Raw genomic sequence first — 15,119 nt, forward strand, 5'->3', positions numbered from 1 at the left:
ACTCGTTCGAGTGAGCGTTTTCCCGCTCGTACCACCGATTGGTCTTTAGTTAAAGTAATGAGTTACGCTAATGACCATGCCTGACCTGATCCACGACGGCGACAGTGCCGCCGCCGTGAGCTCCCTCCGCTCCGCCGTGATGCTGCTCGGCCGACGCCTCAAGCACCAGCGCGTCGACGAGTCGCTGAGCCCCACCGAGATGTCGGTGCTCGGCACCCTCGCCCGCTGCGGTTCGGCCACCCCCGGTGAGCTGGCCCGCAAGGAGCACGTCCAGCCGCCGTCGATGACCCGCATCGTCGCGCTGCTGGAGGCGAAGGGACTGGTCAGTCTCGAACCGCACCCCGATGACCGTCGTCAGAAGAAGGTCAGCCAGACCGAGCGGGCCGAGGCCATGCTCAGTGAGAGCCGCACCAAGCGGAACGCCTGGCTGGCCGGACTCGCCGAGGGCCTGGACGAGGACGAGTGGGAGAAGCTCAGGGTCGCCGCACCCGTGCTCGAAAAGCTCGCCCACCTGTGACGCCCCGGGCCGGCCGGACCACAGCCGCCGTGCCCGTGACCGCCGTCGCTCCCTCGTCACCTGCCAGCAGTCACCCACGCCGAGGAGGCGAACCCTTTTGAGTACGGGATCCGGAGCAGACTCCGCCCCCGCACCGACCTCCACCCACGACAGCACGACCGGCGGGACCTTCTCGTCGCTGAAGATCCGCAACTACCGCCTGTTCGCCACGGGCGCCGTGATCTCCAACACCGGTACCTGGATGTCCCGCATCACGCAGGACTGGCTGGTCCTCAGCCTCACCGGGTCCGCGGCGGCCGTCGGCATCACCACGGCCCTCCAGTTCCTCCCGATGCTGCTCTTCGGCCTGTACGGCGGCGTGATCGCCGACCGCTTCCCGAAGCGCAAGCTCCTTCTCGTCAGCCAGGCCCTGCTCGGCCTGTGCGGCGTGGCCCTGGCCACCCTGACCCTCGCGGGCCTCGTGCAGGTCTGGCACGTCTATCTGATCGCGTTCCTGCTCGGCATGGTCACGGTCGTGGACAACCCGGCCCGCCAGTCGTTCGTGTCCGAGATGGTCGGCCCGAAGCAGCTCCGCAACGCCGTCAGCCTGAACTCCGCGAACTTCCAGTCCGCCCGGCTCATCGGCCCCGCCATCGCGGGTGTCCTGATCACCACGGTCGGCAGCGGCTGGGCCTTCATGTTCAACGGCCTGTCCTTCGTCGCGCCCCTCGTCGGCCTGCTGATGATGCGGACGAGCGAACTCCACCAGATGGTGACCGTGCCCCGCGCCAAGGGCCAGCTCCGTGAGGGCCTGCGGTACGTGAAGGGGCGCCCGGAGCTGATCTGGCCCATCGCGCTGGTCGGCTTCGTCGGCACCTTCGGATTCAACTTCCCGATCTGGCTCACCGCCTACGCCGACGAGATCTTCCACGGCGGCGCGGGCATGTACTCCTTCTTCAACATCCTGATGGCCGTCGGCTCCCTCATAGGAGCCCTGCTGGCCGCCCGGCGCCGCTCCTCCCGGCTGAGGATGGTCGTCGCCGCGGGCACCCTCTTCGGCCTGCTGGAGGTCGCGGCCTCGCTCTCGCCGACCGTCTGGATCTTCGCGATCCTGCTGGTGCCGATCGGGATGCTCGGCATGACGACCAACATCAGCGCCAACACCAGCGTCCAGATGGCCGCCGACCCTGCCATGCGCGGCCGGGTGATGAGCCTCTACATGATGGTCTTCGCCGGCGGTACGCCGGTGGGAGCCCCGATCGTCGGCTGGATCAGCGACACGTACGGCCCCCGCACCGGCTTCGCGGTCGGCGGTGGCATATCGCTGCTCGCGGCCCTGACCATCGGCTTCATGCTGGCCCGTGTCGGGGGCCTGAGGCTGAAGGTGGACCTCCGCCCGGGGCGCCCTCACGTCCGCTTCGTCCCGCGCGAACAACTGGCGACGGCGGCGTAGATCGAGCGATCGTTGACACCGTTCCGCCCTCCTTCCCGCGCGCGGGGGAAGGAGGGCGGAACGGTTTACGGGGGTGCGGGGGCGGGCCGCACGGACTCCCGCGCCGGGCGGTCGTGCGGTCAGCGACACGTGCGGCCTCCCGGGCGTGCGGGCAACTGCGAGACTCGCGCGCATGAGCAGAAGCAAGGACCCCGCCGTCACCCAGCGCCTCTTCGCCGCCGTCCTGCCGCCCGCTTCCGCCGTCGAGGAGCTGCGTACCGCCGTCGCCCCACTGCGCGGGCTGCCGGGGGCGCGGAGCCTGCGGTGGACCGGGGCGGAGGGGTGGCACTTCACGCTCGCCTTCCTCGGCGAGGTGGACGAGGCGCTGCTGCCGGAGCTGTACGGGCGGCTGGAGCGCGCCGCCCACCGGAGCGAGCCGTTCCCGCTCCGGGTGCACGCCGGCGGTCGGTTCGACGGGCGGGTGCTGTGGGCCGGGGCGGCGGGCGGCCTCGACGCGCTGCGGCTGCTGGCGGAACGCGCCCACGCCGCCGCCCGCAGGGCGGGTGTCCCGATGGAGGAGCACCGCCGTTACACGCCCCACCTCACGCTCGCGCGCAGCCGCACGGACGTGGACCTGCATCCGTTCACCGGGGTGCTGGAGGGGTTCGAGGGGACGGCCTGGGAGGCGGACTCGCTGAGCCTGGTCCGCAGCAACCCGCCGGTCTCCGGCGTTCCCGGGGAGCAGCCGCGCTACGAGGTGGTGCGGGCCTGGCCGCTGGGGCGGTGAGCGCGGCGGCTGCCGGTGCGCCGGGCACGGCGGGCAAGAGGGCGGGTGACGATCTCCGGCTCTGGGCGCGGCGGGCGAGTGGGGCGGGTGACGGGGGAGACGGGTGGGGCGGTTAACCTCGTCGGGTGGATCCGAAGACCAGAAACCGCATCATGGCCACCGTTCTCGTGCTGATGTTCGTCGTCGTCGCCGTGGCGGCGGCCGTGGGCAACTGACGACCGCCCTCCCCGGTGACGCCCCGGGCGTCCCGGCCGACGGCTGACCGCCGGCCGGGACGCGCGAAAACGTACCGGGACTACCAGGCGAAGCTCTCCGGGGACGGGCCCGGACCGGGGAAGATCTCCTCCAGCGAGGCCAGCACCTCCTCGGACAGCTCCAGCTCCACCGCGCGCAGCGCGGAGTCGAGCTGCTCGCGGGTGCGCGGACCCGAGATCGGGCCGGTGATGCCCGGCCGCGTCAGCAGCCACGCCAGGCCGACCTCGCCGGGCTCGAGACCGTGCTTGTCGAGCAGGTCCTCGTACGCCTGGATCTGGGCGCGCACCTTCGGGTCCGCGAGTCCCTCGGCCGAGCGGCCGGTGGTGGACCGGGCGCCGCCGCCCTCGCGCTCCTTGCGGAGCGCGCCGCCGAGCAGCCCGCCCTGCAGCGGCGACCAGGGGATGACCCCGAGGCCGTACTCCTGGGCCGCCGGGATGACCTCCATCTCGGCGTCGCGGGCCATCAGGTTGTACAGGCACTGCTCGCTGACCAGGCCGAACGAGCCGAGGCGCTTGGCCGTCTCGTTGGCCTGGGCGATCTTGTAGCCGGCGAAGTTGGAGGAGCCCGCGTACAGGATCTTGCCCTGCTGGATCAGTACGTCGATGGCCTGCCAGATCTCCTCGGCCGGGGTGGACCGGTCGACGTGGTGGAACTGGTACAGGTCGATGTGGTCCGTCTGGAGCCGCTTGAGGCTGGCGTCGACGGCACGGCGGATGTTGAGCGCGGAGAGCTTGTCGTGGTTGGGCCACGCCTCCCCGTCCGGGCCCATGTTGCCGTAGACCTTGGTGGCGAGGACGACCTTGTCGCGGCGGGCGCCGCCCTGCGCGAACCAGGTGCCGAGGATCTCCTCGGTACGGCCCTTGTTCTCGCCCCACCCGTAGACGTTCGCGGTGTCGAAGAAGTTGACGCCCGCGTCCAGTGCGGCGTCCATGAGCGTGTGGCTGTCGGATTCGTTGGTCTGCGGGCCGAAGTTCATCGTCCCGAGAACGAGGCGGCTGACCTTGAGGCCCGTGCGTCCGAGCTGCGTGTACTTCATGATTGCCCACCCAACTCCTTCGAGTGTGCTCGAAGCAAGGGGGCTCAGGGGCCTTTCGGCGGGATCATTCCGGGCTCGCGGGGCTCCCCGCTCCAGCCTGCTCCCGACGAAAGGCCCCGGCGGTTCAGGCGGGCTTGCCCACGAACCGGTCCAGCGCCGCCAGTTCGGCGCGGGAGGTCGCGGCGCCGCCCAGGTGTCCGGCGTCCGCGACGACGGTCAGCTCCGCGTCCGGCCAGGCGCGGGCCAGCTCCCACGCGGTCGTCAGCGGGGCGCCCAGGTCGAACCGGCCGTGGATCAGTGCCCCCGGGATGCCCGCGAGCCGCCCCGCGTCCCGGATCAGCTGCCCGTCCTCCAGCCAGGCGGCGTGCGCGAAGTAGTGCGAGCAGATCCGGACGAGCGCCAGCCGGTCCCGGGAGGGCCTGCTGGTGAACGCGGGCGGCATCCCCTCCTGGGACAGCACCGCGTCCTCCCACGCGCACCAGTCGGCCGTCGCCCGTTCCCGTACGCCGGGGTCGGCGCTCTCCGTCCGCCGGGCGTACGCCGCGACCAGCTCGGTGGCGGAGGGCCGGGGGGCCGTCACCTCCGGGACGCCCGCGCGGAAACGGTCCCAGGCCTCGGGGAAGATCTGCCCGGCCCCCCGGTAGAGCCAGTCGATCTCGCTGGGGCGGGTCGTGGTGACGCCCGACAGCACCAGCTCCGTGACGCGCTCCGGGTGGGTCTCGGCGTACGCGAGGGAGAGCGTCGACCCCCAGGACCAGCCGAACAGCAGCCACGCCCCGATGCCGAGGTGGACGCGGAGCTTCTCCATGTCGGCGATCAGGTGCGGGGTGGTGTTGTGCCGCAGCCCGGCCGCGGGGTCGGAAGCGTGCGGGGTGGAGCGCCCGCAGCCACGCTGGTCGAAAAGGACCACCCGGTACAGCTCGGGGTCGAAGTACCTTCGCGGCCAGGGCTTGCAGCCGGAGCCGGGGCCGCCGTGCACGACGAGCGCCGGCTTCCCCGCCGGGTTGCCGCACACCTCCCAGTACACGAGGTCGCCGTCGCCGACGTCGAGCATGCCGTGGTCGTACGGCTCGACGGGCGGGTAACTCGCGTCGGGTTCGCGGTGCATGCGGCTCCTTCTCGGTGAGGGGGGAAACGATCAGCCTACGGGCTGCCCGGCGGGAGGGGAGCGGCCCGGTGCGCGCCCCCGGGCGTACGCTCGGGGGCGTGAACGCCGTGCCCAGGAACCTCGCCGTACTCGCCGACGCGCTCGCCCGGGCGGGCCCGGACGGCAGGGGCGCGCTCTGGCAACTCGCCGAACGGGGGCGGGAACTGGACGCCAACCTGGTGCGGCTGCCGCCGGGGGCCGAGGTCGGCGAGCACCAGGAGGACACCCTCGACGTGCTCCTCGTCGTCCTCGCGGGCAGCGGTCTGATCGTCACCGGGGAGACCGCGCTGCCGCTCGCCCCGACCACGGTCACCTGGCTGCCCCGTACCTCCCGCCGCTCCGTCGCGGCCGGGCCCGAGGGCCTCGCCTACCTCACCGTCCACCGCCGCCGCCCCGGCCTGACGATCGCCTCCGCGCCGCCCGGTGCCCGGGTGCGGGAGGCCGAAGGCGGCGAGGCGCCGTGCGCGCTGGACCGGGTCTGCCCGGAGTGCGGACGGCTCGCGGAGGGGCGGGCGCCGAAGTTCTGCGCGGAGTGCGGGGAGCGGCTGGGCGGGCGGTGAGCGACGACCGGGGCGCGCCTCCGGGGAGTGCTCAGGAGTCCTCGCGCCCACCTGAGGAGCGCTCAGGAGTCCTCGCACCCACCTGAGGAGTGCTCAGGAGTCCTCGCGCCCACCTGAGGAGCGCTCAGGAGTCCTCGCACTCGGTCAGCTTCGGCCGGTTGGGTGCGGACTCGTTGGCCATCAGCGATGCCAGGTGCTCGGCGTACAGGTCCTCCCACTCCTGACCGTTCACGATCGCCCGCAACGCGTCGCACACCTCCTTCTTCAGCTCGGGCTCGCCCGGCACCATCGCCACGCCGTACCCCTCGGCGCCGCCCGCGTTGCTGATCTGCTGGAGCTTGTCCGGGTCCTGCCCGACGTACCCGGCGAGGATGATGTCGTCGGTGGACACGGCGGAGATCCCGCTCTTGTCGTCCAGCAGGTAGTCCACGCACAGCTGGTACGAACTCTGCCGCTTCGTCAGGTTGTACCCGGTGTCGGTCAGCCACTTCTCGTACGTGGAGCCCCGCACCGTACAGATCTGGGCGTTGTCGTTGATCAGCTCGGCGGCGTCGGTGTACGCGTGCTCGGCGTCCTTGCGCACGAGGAAGCTGCGCAGTGCCGTGTAGTACGGCCCCGCGAAGACGACGCCCTGCTGCTTGCGTTCCGGGGTGATGCTGTAGCTCGCTATCACCAGATCGACACGCCCCGCCGAGAGCATCGACGCCCGGTTCTCGCTGTTCACCGGCACGAAGCGGATGTCCTTCGCCCCGTAGCCCATCCGCTTCGCGATCCGGGTGGCGAGGTCTATGTCGTACCCGGCGTACGAACCGTCCGTCTGGCGCTGGCTCAGTCCGGGCTGGTCCTCCTTCACCCCGATCTTCAGCTCGGCGTGCGCCTTCTTGTACGTGGGCGCGGGCGCGGCCATCTTCTGCCAGGTCAGCCAGGTGCCGCCGGCCAGCAGCACCGCGCACCCGACCGCCGCCGCCGCGAGTACGGCCCGGCGACGGGAACCGCCGCCGCCCGACGCCGGTCCCTTGCCGTTGCCACCGTCGTCTCCCGCGCCGGCGTTCCCGTCGCCGGCCGGGAGCCGGAGGCCCTCGTTCCGGCGGTGGGTCGGCGGGTCGAGCGCCGGAGGGTCACTGGTGACCGCCATCAGCATCGCCTCGGTCTCCCGGGCGGTCGGCCGCTCCAGCGGATCTTTCCGGAGCAGCGCCCCGATGACGGGGGCGAGCGGTCCCGCGTGCGCCATCGCGGGCAGCGGCTGCTCGTACACGGCGATGAAGATCTCGTACGAGCTGAGGCCCCGGAAGGGTGCGTGGCCCTCGACCATCTCGAACAGCGTCACCCCCAGCGACCACAGGTCGGACGCGGGGGTGCCCGGCTTCGGCAGCGCCTCGCCGCCCCGGTGGACCAGCTCCGGCGCCAGGTACTTCGGTGTGCCGATGATCTCCTGCGACTTGGTCAGCTGGACGGCGCCCTCGAAGGTGGCGATGCCGAAGTCCATCAGCAGCGCACGGCCGTTGGGCCGGAAGAGGACGTTGTGCGGCTTGACGTCCCGGTGCAGCACTCCCGCCTCGTGCACCGCGCGCAGCCCGCGCAGCACCTGGAGGGCGATCCGGGCCGCCTGCGCCACCGGCAGCCTGCGCTGCTCGCGCAACAGATCGGCCAGAGAGCGTGCGTTGAGCAGCTCCATCACGATCCAGACCTGGTTGCCGGCCTCGATCACGTCGTGCACCGCCACGACGTTCTGGTGCCCGATCCGGGCGATGGCCTGCGCCTCGCGCCGCGCCCGCTCGACCCACTGCGCCTGCGTCTCCGGTTCCACCGCTCCCCGGTAGAGCAGCCCCTTGACCGCCACCCGCCGCCCGAGGCGCCTGTCCAGCGCCTCCCAGACGACGCCCATACCGCCGCGCCCCAGCTGGCGTTGGAGTTCGTAGCGGTCGGCGATCACCATGTGCGGGTGGAGTTCGGGCTCGGTGCCGTGCGTGTCACCGGCGGGCTCGGGCGCGTCCCCGAGGAACTCCGGGCCGGTGGGGTCACCGACGGGCTCCACGACGGACTCGTCGGACTCGTCCCCGGGGCCGTGCGCCCCCGCGTGCCGGGGCTCGGCGTGCTGCGGCCCGGTGGGCTGCCGACCGCCACCGGGACTGCCGTCGAAGCCCGTTTCCGGCTCGTCGGCCGTTCCCTCGCTGCGCATGCGACCCCCTGAGCACTACATGGAAGCATCAGGGTAGACGGTCCGTCAGTGCCGAAACGGGTCACCGGACTTGCGGTTATGTCACGCTTCGGAAGGTGGCGGGACGGGGGCGCGGGAGTGCGGGACCCCGCTCCTCGGCCGTCTCCCCCGCACATTCACTCCTCCTGCTGCTTGTCCTGTTGCTCCTGCTTCCGTTCCAGAGTCTCTTCGAGGCGGGCGGTGTCCTCGCCGGTCCACCCGGACGGCCGGGTCACGGCGGCCCAGGCGGCGACCGGGAGGGTGCCGAACCGGTGCCCGTATCCCACCGGCACGGAGTCGGCCGCCGCCAGGTCGCAGGTCACCTGCCAGAACGTGACGACCGGATACCAGCGCATCCCGGGGGAGACGTCCGGAGCCTTCGGCCCCACCAGCCACTGCGGCCGAGACGTCAGCAGATCGGGGGACCACCAGGTGACGGGGTCGGAGCCGTTCTGGAGGTACACGACCCGGGGCGCGTCCCAGACGGCCCCCGCCGGCCTGCCGAAGTCCTCCTCGCGGCGGGCGTACCGCACGGTGCGGCCGTCCCGGTAGACCGGCAGCCAGAGCGGAGTGCCCTGGTCGCGGGCCCTGCCGAGCCGCTCCCACATCGGGTTGCGCAGGGTCGGCCCGACCAGCAGCGCGCCGTCGCTGCGGGCGGTCATCCTCGCGAGCTCGCCGTCGAACGCGCCCTCGGTGGCGTACGAACCGAGGGACTCGCCGGACACCAGCAGCCGTGGGCGTTCACCGGCGGGCAGCGCGGACCAGTGCGCGTACACGGCGTCGAAGAGCGCGGAACCGGCCACGGCGGCCTCGCTCTCGGTCAGGAACGAGAGCCAGCTCGGCAGGTAGGAGTACTGGAGGGCGACCGCCGCGCTGTCGCCGCCGTACATGTACTCCAGCGGCTTCGCGAGGCTCTCGTTGACCCAGCCGCTGCCCGTCGTACCGAACACCACCAGCGCCTTCCGGCGGAACGCGCCGGTCCGCTCCAGTTCCCGTACGGCGAGGTCCGCGCGGCCCCGCAGGGTCGCCGAGGACTCCAGGCCGACGTACACCCGCACCGGGTCCTTCGCCGGACCGCCGGTGAACGCGGAGATCTCCGCCCGGCTGGACGCGTGACCGACGAAGTCCCGGCCGTTCTTCCCCAGCGAGGACCAGCTCTCCAGCGAGGACGGACTGCCCGATAGCGTCGGCAGCAGAGGCCGGGCGATCCCCTTGCTGGTCGACCCGTTCGTCAACGACGCACTGCTCTCCACCAGGTTCACCACCCCGCGCAGCAGGAAGCCCTGGACCACTCCCACCACCACGACGACCGCCACCGAGGCCGCCACCATCAGCGCCCACGGGCGCGGCACCAGCCGCTCCAGCGGACGCGCCAGCGTGCGCGTGCCCAGCCGGACGGACCGGGCCAGCACGACGAGCAGCGCGCAGAGCAGCAGCGCCACGAAAGGCACCAGCGCCCACTGCCACCACACCAACCCCGGCTCCATGTCGACCGCCCGCCGCGCGTCGCCCTGCCAGCGCACGCTGCGCACGGTCACCGCGACGACGGCCGCGACCCCCAGCGGTACGAGCATCAGCCACGCCCACCGGCGCGTCGCCCCGCCCGGTCGCGCCCCGCAGCGCCGCGCGAACCACCCCAGGACCGCCCCCACGCCGTAGCCGGCCGCCGCGGTGACCCCGGCCGCCAGCGACTGGACGAGCCAGGAGCGGGGGATGAGCGAGGGCGTGAACGAGACGACGTAGAAGAGCACCGCCACGACCACTCCCGTCCAGCCGGGCCGGCGCCGCACCACCGGGCGCCGGACGAGGCGGGCGGCCGGCCGGGGCCGCTCCCCCTCCCGGGTCGCTCCGCCACTGTCGGTCATGGGGCCTCCCGGTCGTCTCGGCCGCCGTCACCCGGCCGCTCCAGAGGCACGCTAGGCGGCACGGTACGCCACCGGACGGCGACACCCTGTGACGGCCGTGATCCCTGCGGGGGCGCGGCAGGGGGTGGCGTCCACGCGGGACAGCCCTGAGTTGCCCGGGCCGGGGGCGGCGCCGAGAGTGGACCCACCTGGGGAGAGAGCGGGGAGAAGGAGACGGCATGGCTGAGGGGCGGCGGCTTCCCCTGAACGGGGCGATCGCGCTGACCATCGCCATCCTGGTCGCCACCAACCTCGTCAACCACGTCTTCCTCCACGGCTGGGGCCTGGTCGTCTCCCTGGTCGTCACCCCGGTCCTGCTCGCCGTGTGGAAGTGGTCCGGCGGCACCTGGCCCGAGGCCGGTCTCGGCCGGGGCACCTGGGCCAAGGGCGCCCGCTGGGCCGCCGTACTGATCGGCCTGGTCGGACTCGTCTACCTGGTCGGCGCGCTGCTTCCCGCCACCCGCGACCTCTTCGAGGACCAGCGCAACAGCGGCCTCTCCGGCGCCGAGGTCGCCTACCGCATGCTGATCCAGGTCCCCGTCGGCACCGTGCTGCTGGAGGAGGTCGCCTTCCGCGGGGTGCTGTACGGGCTCCTCGTACGCGCCCGGGGAACGGTCACCGCCACCGTCGTCTCGTCCGTCCTCTTCGGGATGTGGCACATCCTCCCCTCGCTCCACCTGGCCAGTGACAAGCCCGCGCTCTCCGGCCTTTTCGGCACCTCCTCCACCGGCACCGTGCTCGCGGCGGTCGTCGCCGACATCGGCGCCGTGCTGTTCACCGCGGCCTCCGGCGTCCTCTTCTGCGAGCTGCGCCGCCGCAGCGGCAGCCTGCTCCCCCCGATGGGCCTGCACTGGGCGACCAACGCGCTGGGGTACCTGACCGGTTTCCTCCTGCGGTAACGCCGTTGCGGGGGCTCCGTGCGTCCGGGTACGTTCCTCCGGTCCCCGTTCGCCCCGCCGCGCCCCGTTCGACGGAGAAGACCCTTGCCGCTGCGCGTCACCCCGCTCGCCGAGCCGGACCACGGCACGTCCTCCCACCGCCTCGTCTGGCTGGCGGAGGAGGTGCCCGGCGGAGGTATTGGACCGGCGGGCGTCGATCCGCCCGCGTACCCGGTGGGGACGGCGTACCTGCGGCTCTTCACCTCCCCGGGGCGGGACCACCTCGCCGAACTGGACATCGCCGTCCACCCGGCCGCCCGCCGCACCGGCACCGGAACCCGCCTCCTGGAAGCGGCCCTCGCGGGTGCCCGGGGCGAGGGCCGCCGCACGGTGACGGTCCAGGTGGCGGGGGCGGACGGAGCCGACGGGGAGGGCGCCACGGCGTTCCTGACGGCCCGTGGCTTCCGGGTGGTCCTCACCCTGACCTTCGCCCGTCTGGCGACCGCCGACACCGACCCGGCCGCGCTCGCCGCCCTCGCGGCCGAGCCGCACCCGGGCTACCGGCTGATCTCCTGGAGCGGCACCGTCCCCGACGACCTGGCCGAGACGTTCGCCGGCTCGCGGTGGGCGATGGACGACATGCCGATGGACGAGATGGATCACGGCGCGGAAGTCTGGGACGTGGACCGGGTACGAGCCGCCGCCCGCGCCGTCGAGCGGCGCGGCGAACTCCTGCACACGGTCGCGGCGGTCGACGAGGCGGACGGCACGATCGTCGGCTTCACCGAACTGGTCGTCCCCGGCGACGGCGCGGGCGACGGCCTGCACTACGGCACCGGAGTCCTGCCCGCCCACCGCGGCCACGGCCTCGCGCGCTGGATGAAGGCCGAGTCGATCCGTACCGCCCTGACCGCCCACCCCGCCCTCACCGGCCTGATCACGGACACGGCGGACGGCAACGCCCCGATGCGCGCGGTGAACGACGCGCTCGGCTACCTGCCCACGCACCGGTCGGTCTTCTTCCAGCGCGAGTCGGGGAAGGAGCCGGCTGACGCGGCGGGACCCGGCGTGGCGGACTGAGGCGGTGCTCCCCGCGCCCGCGGGGATGGTGCGTCCGGCTCCGGCGCCCGAGGATGGCTCCATGACGACGAAGCCCATCATCACGCTCGTACGGGGCGACATCACCGAACAGCACGCCGATGCCCTCGTGAACGCCGCCAACTCCTCGCTTCTGGGCGGGGGCGGGGTGGACGGTGCCATTCACCGCAAGGGCGGCCCGGAGATCCTGGACGCCTGTCGTGATCTGCGCGCTTCGCGGTACGGCAAAGGCCTGCCCACCGGGCAGGCGGTGGCCACGACCGCCGGGCGGTTGCGGGCGGATCACGTGATCCACACGGTCGGCCCGGTCTGGTCGCGGGAGGAGGACCGGTCCGGGCTCCTGGTGTCCTGCTACCGCGAGTCCCTCAGGGTGGCCGCCGAACTGGGCGCGCGCTCCGTGGCGTTCCCGGCGATCTCGACCGGGATCTACGGCTGGCCGATGGACGACGGTGCCCGTCTCGCCCTGCGCACGGTGAGCGAGGAGGCCCGGCTCCCGGTCGCCGAGGTTCGGTTCGTCCTCTTCGACGAGGACGCGTACGCGTGCTTCGAGCGGGCGCTCGCGGAGGGGGATCACCCCTCGTCGTAGGACCGGCGTGCGGGGGACGGTGGCGGGAACCGGCACCCCTGAGGGGTGACACCCCGGCGGGCCCACTCTGTGCCCCACCTGCGGAGTGAGGGATTCGGCGGCGGGTGTGCGGCGGGGCGTGGGGTGGTGATTGCCGCCAACTTTTCCGGGGCGCTTGTGGCTGCCGTGCGGGACACCGTTCAATTCTGTTCGTTCGTCCCTCCACCAATGTCACGTGCAGCCCGGACGCCCGTCCCGCAGAGAAGAAGGTCACGGATGCTGAAGGGGTACCTGCTCATCGGGCTCTCCGCTGCCGGCTTCGGGTTCATGCCCGTCTTCGCCACGTTCGCCTACCGCGACGGGCTGACCGTCAGCACGCTGCTCTTCCTCCGCTTCGCTCTCGCAGCGGTGGTCTTCCTCCCCTACGCGATCCACCACGCGCGCCGCACCGGCCTCCCGAAGCGGGCGGACCTGCTGCGGTTGGGCGTGCTGGGCGGGGTGTTGTACATGGCTCAGTCGGCGCTGTACTTCTCGTCCGTCAAGCACATCTCGCCCGCGCTGGCCGCTCTGTTGCTGTACGTCTACCCGGCCCTGGTGGCCATCGTGTCCGCAGCCGTGGGCCGGGACAGACCCTCACTGGCGATCGTCGGGTCGATGCTGGCGTCCTTCGCGGGAGTGGCACTCGTCCTGGGTCGCATCGGGTCGGACCTGAACGTCGTGGGCGTCCTGCAAGTGCTCGGTGCCGCGGGGGTCTACACCACCTACATCATGTACGGCGACCGGGTGAGCGGCAGTGTGCACCCCGTGGTGATCACGGCCTTCGTCTCGGCGGCCACCGCGGTCTCCTTCCTGCTGTACGGGATGGCCACGGGCGACCTGAGGTTCGACTTCGCGTTCCGGGGGTGGCTCTGGGTGCTCGGTCTGGCCCTGGCCTCCACGGTCGTGGCGATTCTCTGCTTCTTCCTCGGGATGACCCTGATCGGTCCGACGCGGGCCTCGATCGGCAGCATGCTGGAGCCCGTGGTGAGCATCGTCGCCAGCGCGGTGCTGCTGAGCAGCGGGCTGACGGGCTTGCAACTCCTGGGGGCCTCGTTGGTCCTGGCGGGTGCCACCATCGGCGTCCTCTCCCGTCGCCCCTCGCCCACAAAGGCGCGGTCCGCGCCACCACCGAGGTTCTCGCGCGACCACGGCACCGCACCGCAGCACCCCCGGGCCCTCAGCGAGCACGACGCCACGCCGACACCGTCCGTACAGTCGCCTCCGCGCCGCTGACCGGGCGTACCTCGCCGTGGGCGCCCGCTACCGGGTTCCCGCCGCGCGCCGTCGCAGGACCGCCGCGTCGGCGGCCACGGTGGCGGCGACGGCCAGGCCCATGCCGAGTACCGCGCCGCCCAGGTCCAGGGCCGGACCGGCGAAGCCGAGCGCGAGGACCACGAGCGCACCGGACGCGACGACCGCGGTGTGTTCCGCGCCGCCGGTGCCGGTCATGCGGTGCAGGGCGCCGAGCAGGACGAGGACGACGGTGACCGGTACGGCCACGGCCAGCGAGGCGGTCCGCTCGGACAGGTGCGCGTGGTGTTCGGCGGCGTCCACGGCCGCTTCCAGCCCGGCGCCGAGGGCGGCCAGCGACGCGAAGACACCGTAGTGGGCGTATCCCCAGGTCAGGGCGGAGCGCAGGGTGGGCAGGCCGATCTCGCCGCCGGTGAAGTACATCCACCACAGGCCGAAGACCAGCAGCAGACCGCCGATCGCGATCAGCAGGACGGGGGCCGAAAGCCCGTGGTCGGACACGGCGGACTGGACCGCCGCGAGCGAGGCGAGGATGACTTCGCCGAGCACGATGATGGTGAAGAGGCCGTACCGCTCGGCGATGTGCTCCGGGTGCCAGCTGGTGGTGTTGCCGCCGGACTCGGCCCACGCGGGAACGGCCAGTTCGACCAGTACGAGCAGGACGAAGGTGGCCGCCTGCCATCCGTCCGGGACCGCCAGCCTGGCCACCCAGCCGATCTGCGCCACGCCGATGCCCGTCGCGTACCGCAGGGCGCACCGGCGGCCCTCCGGGTGCTGCGTCGCGGCCCGGAGCCACTGCGCGATCATCGCGACGCGCATGATGACGTAGCCGATGACGACGACCGTGAAGTCCCCGTCCTGGAAGGCGGCGGGAACCCCGGCGGCGAGCACGAGCACGCCCGCCATCTGGAGCAGGGTCACCAGCCGGTACGGCACGTCGTCGGTGTCGTACGCGGAGGCGAACCAGGTGAAGTTCATCCAGGCCCACCAGATGGCGAAGAACACCGCCGCGTAACCGGCCAGCCCGGTTCCCACGTGGTCCTCCGCCAGCGCGTGATGGAGTTGCGAGGCGGCCTGCGAGACCGCGACCACGAAGGTCAGGTCGAAGAGCAGTTCCAGCGGAGTCGACGCCCGGTGCTCCTCCTCGGGGTTCCGTGCCCGCATCGTCCGCAGCAGAGGGACCGTACGCTCAGCCATGTTCCGTCCTTAACGCCGCGCGTGTGCCGTGTGACCTGCGCTGTGTACCGGGTGCCCGCGCGGCTCGTGCCGTGCGGGCCTTCGGGTTCATCCTCGCCCGGCGGTCCCGCGATCCGTCCATGGGGCACGGTTCGCACCCGGTGATCGTGCGCGGGGCGGCGGGAAGGGGGCGCGGGCGGGCAGGAGCGCGGTGCGGGGCGCGGGCGGGCAGGAGCGCGTCGGGCTGGGCAATCTCCCAAGAAATTCTTCGTACGCATGCGCGTCGAACGTTGACACG

At 72.4% G+C, this 15,119-nt stretch carries 13 protein-coding genes; 8 read left to right on the forward strand and 5 right to left on the reverse strand.

Translation table 11 applies throughout. The features are described 5' to 3' along the window. Positions 1-76 precede the first annotated feature (76 nt). The 3 genes from OHT52_RS17050 (at position 77) to thpR (ending at position 2,715) form a co-directional block, all read left to right on the forward strand. The gene (locus OHT52_RS17050; protein WP_275493602.1) at positions 77-517 is read left to right on the forward strand and encodes a MarR family winged helix-turn-helix transcriptional regulator; all 441 of its coding nucleotides are present in this window, start codon (positions 77-79) and stop codon (positions 515-517) included. Positions 518-614: 97 nt separating this feature from the next. After that, the gene (locus OHT52_RS17055; RefSeq protein ID WP_328721073.1) at positions 615-1,949 is read left to right on the forward strand and encodes an MFS transporter; all 1,335 of its coding nucleotides are present in this window, start codon (positions 615-617) and stop codon (positions 1,947-1,949) included. A 172-nt stretch (positions 1,950-2,121) separates the two neighbouring features. Further along, positions 2,122-2,715, forward strand: a complete 594-nt coding sequence (thpR, locus tag OHT52_RS17060) for an RNA 2',3'-cyclic phosphodiesterase (protein ID WP_328721074.1) — start codon at positions 2,122-2,124, stop codon at positions 2,713-2,715. Between the two features lie 295 nt (positions 2,716-3,010). Here the strand turns inward: thpR and OHT52_RS17065 are convergent, their stop codons facing one another. Both OHT52_RS17065 and pip read right to left on the reverse strand, forming a co-directional pair. After that, a complete protein-coding gene (locus tag OHT52_RS17065) occupies positions 3,011-4,006 on the reverse strand; it encodes an aldo/keto reductase (protein ID WP_328721075.1) in 996 nt (331 codons plus the stop codon). Between the two features lie 124 nt (positions 4,007-4,130). Further along, a complete protein-coding gene (gene pip / locus OHT52_RS17070; protein WP_328721076.1) occupies positions 4,131-5,114 on the reverse strand; it encodes a prolyl aminopeptidase in 984 nt (327 codons plus the stop codon). Between the two features lie 98 nt (positions 5,115-5,212). Between pip and OHT52_RS17075 the strand changes: the two genes are divergently transcribed. Beyond that, on the forward strand, positions 5,213-5,713 hold the full coding sequence (locus tag OHT52_RS17075) for a cupin domain-containing protein (RefSeq protein WP_328721077.1): 501 nt from the start codon (positions 5,213-5,215) through the stop codon (positions 5,711-5,713). Between the two features lie 124 nt (positions 5,714-5,837). On the opposite strand, the gene OHT52_RS17080 is transcribed toward OHT52_RS17075, so the two are convergent. Both OHT52_RS17080 and OHT52_RS17085 read right to left on the reverse strand, forming a co-directional pair. Next, on the reverse strand, positions 5,838-7,892 hold the full coding sequence (locus OHT52_RS17080; protein WP_328721078.1) for a serine/threonine-protein kinase: 2,055 nt from the start codon (positions 7,890-7,892) through the stop codon (positions 5,838-5,840). A 155-nt stretch (positions 7,893-8,047) separates the two neighbouring features. Then, positions 8,048-9,775 carry an alpha/beta hydrolase gene (locus tag OHT52_RS17085; protein WP_328721079.1) on the reverse strand — a complete coding sequence of 576 codons (1,728 nt, stop codon included), beginning with the start codon at positions 9,773-9,775 and terminating at the stop codon, positions 8,048-8,050. Between the two features lie 218 nt (positions 9,776-9,993). Between OHT52_RS17085 and OHT52_RS17090 the strand changes: the two genes are divergently transcribed. The 4 genes from OHT52_RS17090 (at position 9,994) to OHT52_RS17105 (ending at position 13,627) form a co-directional block, all read left to right on the forward strand. Beyond that, positions 9,994-10,713, forward strand: coding sequence for a CPBP family intramembrane glutamic endopeptidase (locus OHT52_RS17090; protein WP_328721080.1), 720 nt, complete (start codon positions 9,994-9,996; stop codon positions 10,711-10,713). 84 nt (positions 10,714-10,797) lie between these two features. After that, a complete protein-coding gene (locus OHT52_RS17095; RefSeq protein WP_328721081.1) occupies positions 10,798-11,772 on the forward strand; it encodes a GNAT family N-acetyltransferase in 975 nt (324 codons plus the stop codon). A 61-nt stretch (positions 11,773-11,833) separates the two neighbouring features. Continuing rightward, positions 11,834-12,376 (forward strand): O-acetyl-ADP-ribose deacetylase, encoded by a 543-nt coding sequence (locus OHT52_RS17100; RefSeq protein ID WP_328721082.1) that lies wholly within the window; start codon positions 11,834-11,836, stop codon positions 12,374-12,376. Between the two features lie 255 nt (positions 12,377-12,631). After that, positions 12,632-13,627 (forward strand): DMT family transporter, encoded by a 996-nt coding sequence (locus OHT52_RS17105; protein ID WP_328721083.1) that lies wholly within the window; start codon positions 12,632-12,634, stop codon positions 13,625-13,627. A 27-nt stretch (positions 13,628-13,654) separates the two neighbouring features. Here OHT52_RS17105 and OHT52_RS17110 read toward each other — a convergent pair whose 3' ends face one another. Beyond that, complete coding sequence (locus OHT52_RS17110) at positions 13,655-14,842, reverse strand: low temperature requirement protein A (RefSeq protein ID WP_328721084.1); 1,188 nt, start codon at positions 14,840-14,842, stop codon at positions 13,655-13,657. Positions 14,843-15,119 lie beyond the last annotated feature (277 nt).

The organism is Streptomyces sp. NBC_00247 (assembly GCF_036188265.1).
Taxonomy (GTDB): Bacteria; Actinomycetota; Actinomycetes; order Streptomycetales; family Streptomycetaceae; genus Streptomyces.

What these genes read in the sequence shown, in the direction of transcription:
- OHT52_RS17050 (WP_275493602.1), top strand. Translation starts at nt 77, where the DNA reads ATGCCTGACCTGATCCACGACGGCGACAGTGCCGCCGCCGTGAGCTCC.
- thpR (WP_328721074.1), top strand. Translation starts at nt 2,122, where the DNA reads ATGAGCAGAAGCAAGGACCCCGCCGTCACCCAGCGCCTCTTCGCCGCC.
- OHT52_RS17065 (WP_328721075.1), bottom strand. Translation starts at nt 4,006, where the DNA reads ATGAAGTACACGCAGCTCGGACGCACGGGCCTCAAGGTCAGCCGCCTC.
- pip (WP_328721076.1), bottom strand. Translation starts at nt 5,114, where the DNA reads ATGCACCGCGAACCCGACGCGAGTTACCCGCCCGTCGAGCCGTACGAC.
- OHT52_RS17080 (WP_328721078.1), bottom strand. Translation starts at nt 7,892, where the DNA reads ATGCGCAGCGAGGGAACGGCCGACGAGCCGGAAACGGGCTTCGACGGC.
- OHT52_RS17085 (WP_328721079.1), bottom strand. Translation starts at nt 9,775, where the DNA reads ATGACCGACAGTGGCGGAGCGACCCGGGAGGGGGAGCGGCCCCGGCCG.
- OHT52_RS17090 (WP_328721080.1), top strand. Translation starts at nt 9,994, where the DNA reads ATGGCTGAGGGGCGGCGGCTTCCCCTGAACGGGGCGATCGCGCTGACC.
- OHT52_RS17100 (WP_328721082.1), top strand. Translation starts at nt 11,834, where the DNA reads ATGACGACGAAGCCCATCATCACGCTCGTACGGGGCGACATCACCGAA.
- OHT52_RS17105 (WP_328721083.1), top strand. Translation starts at nt 12,632, where the DNA reads ATGCTGAAGGGGTACCTGCTCATCGGGCTCTCCGCTGCCGGCTTCGGG.
- OHT52_RS17110 (WP_328721084.1), bottom strand. Translation starts at nt 14,842, where the DNA reads ATGGCTGAGCGTACGGTCCCTCTGCTGCGGACGATGCGGGCACGGAAC.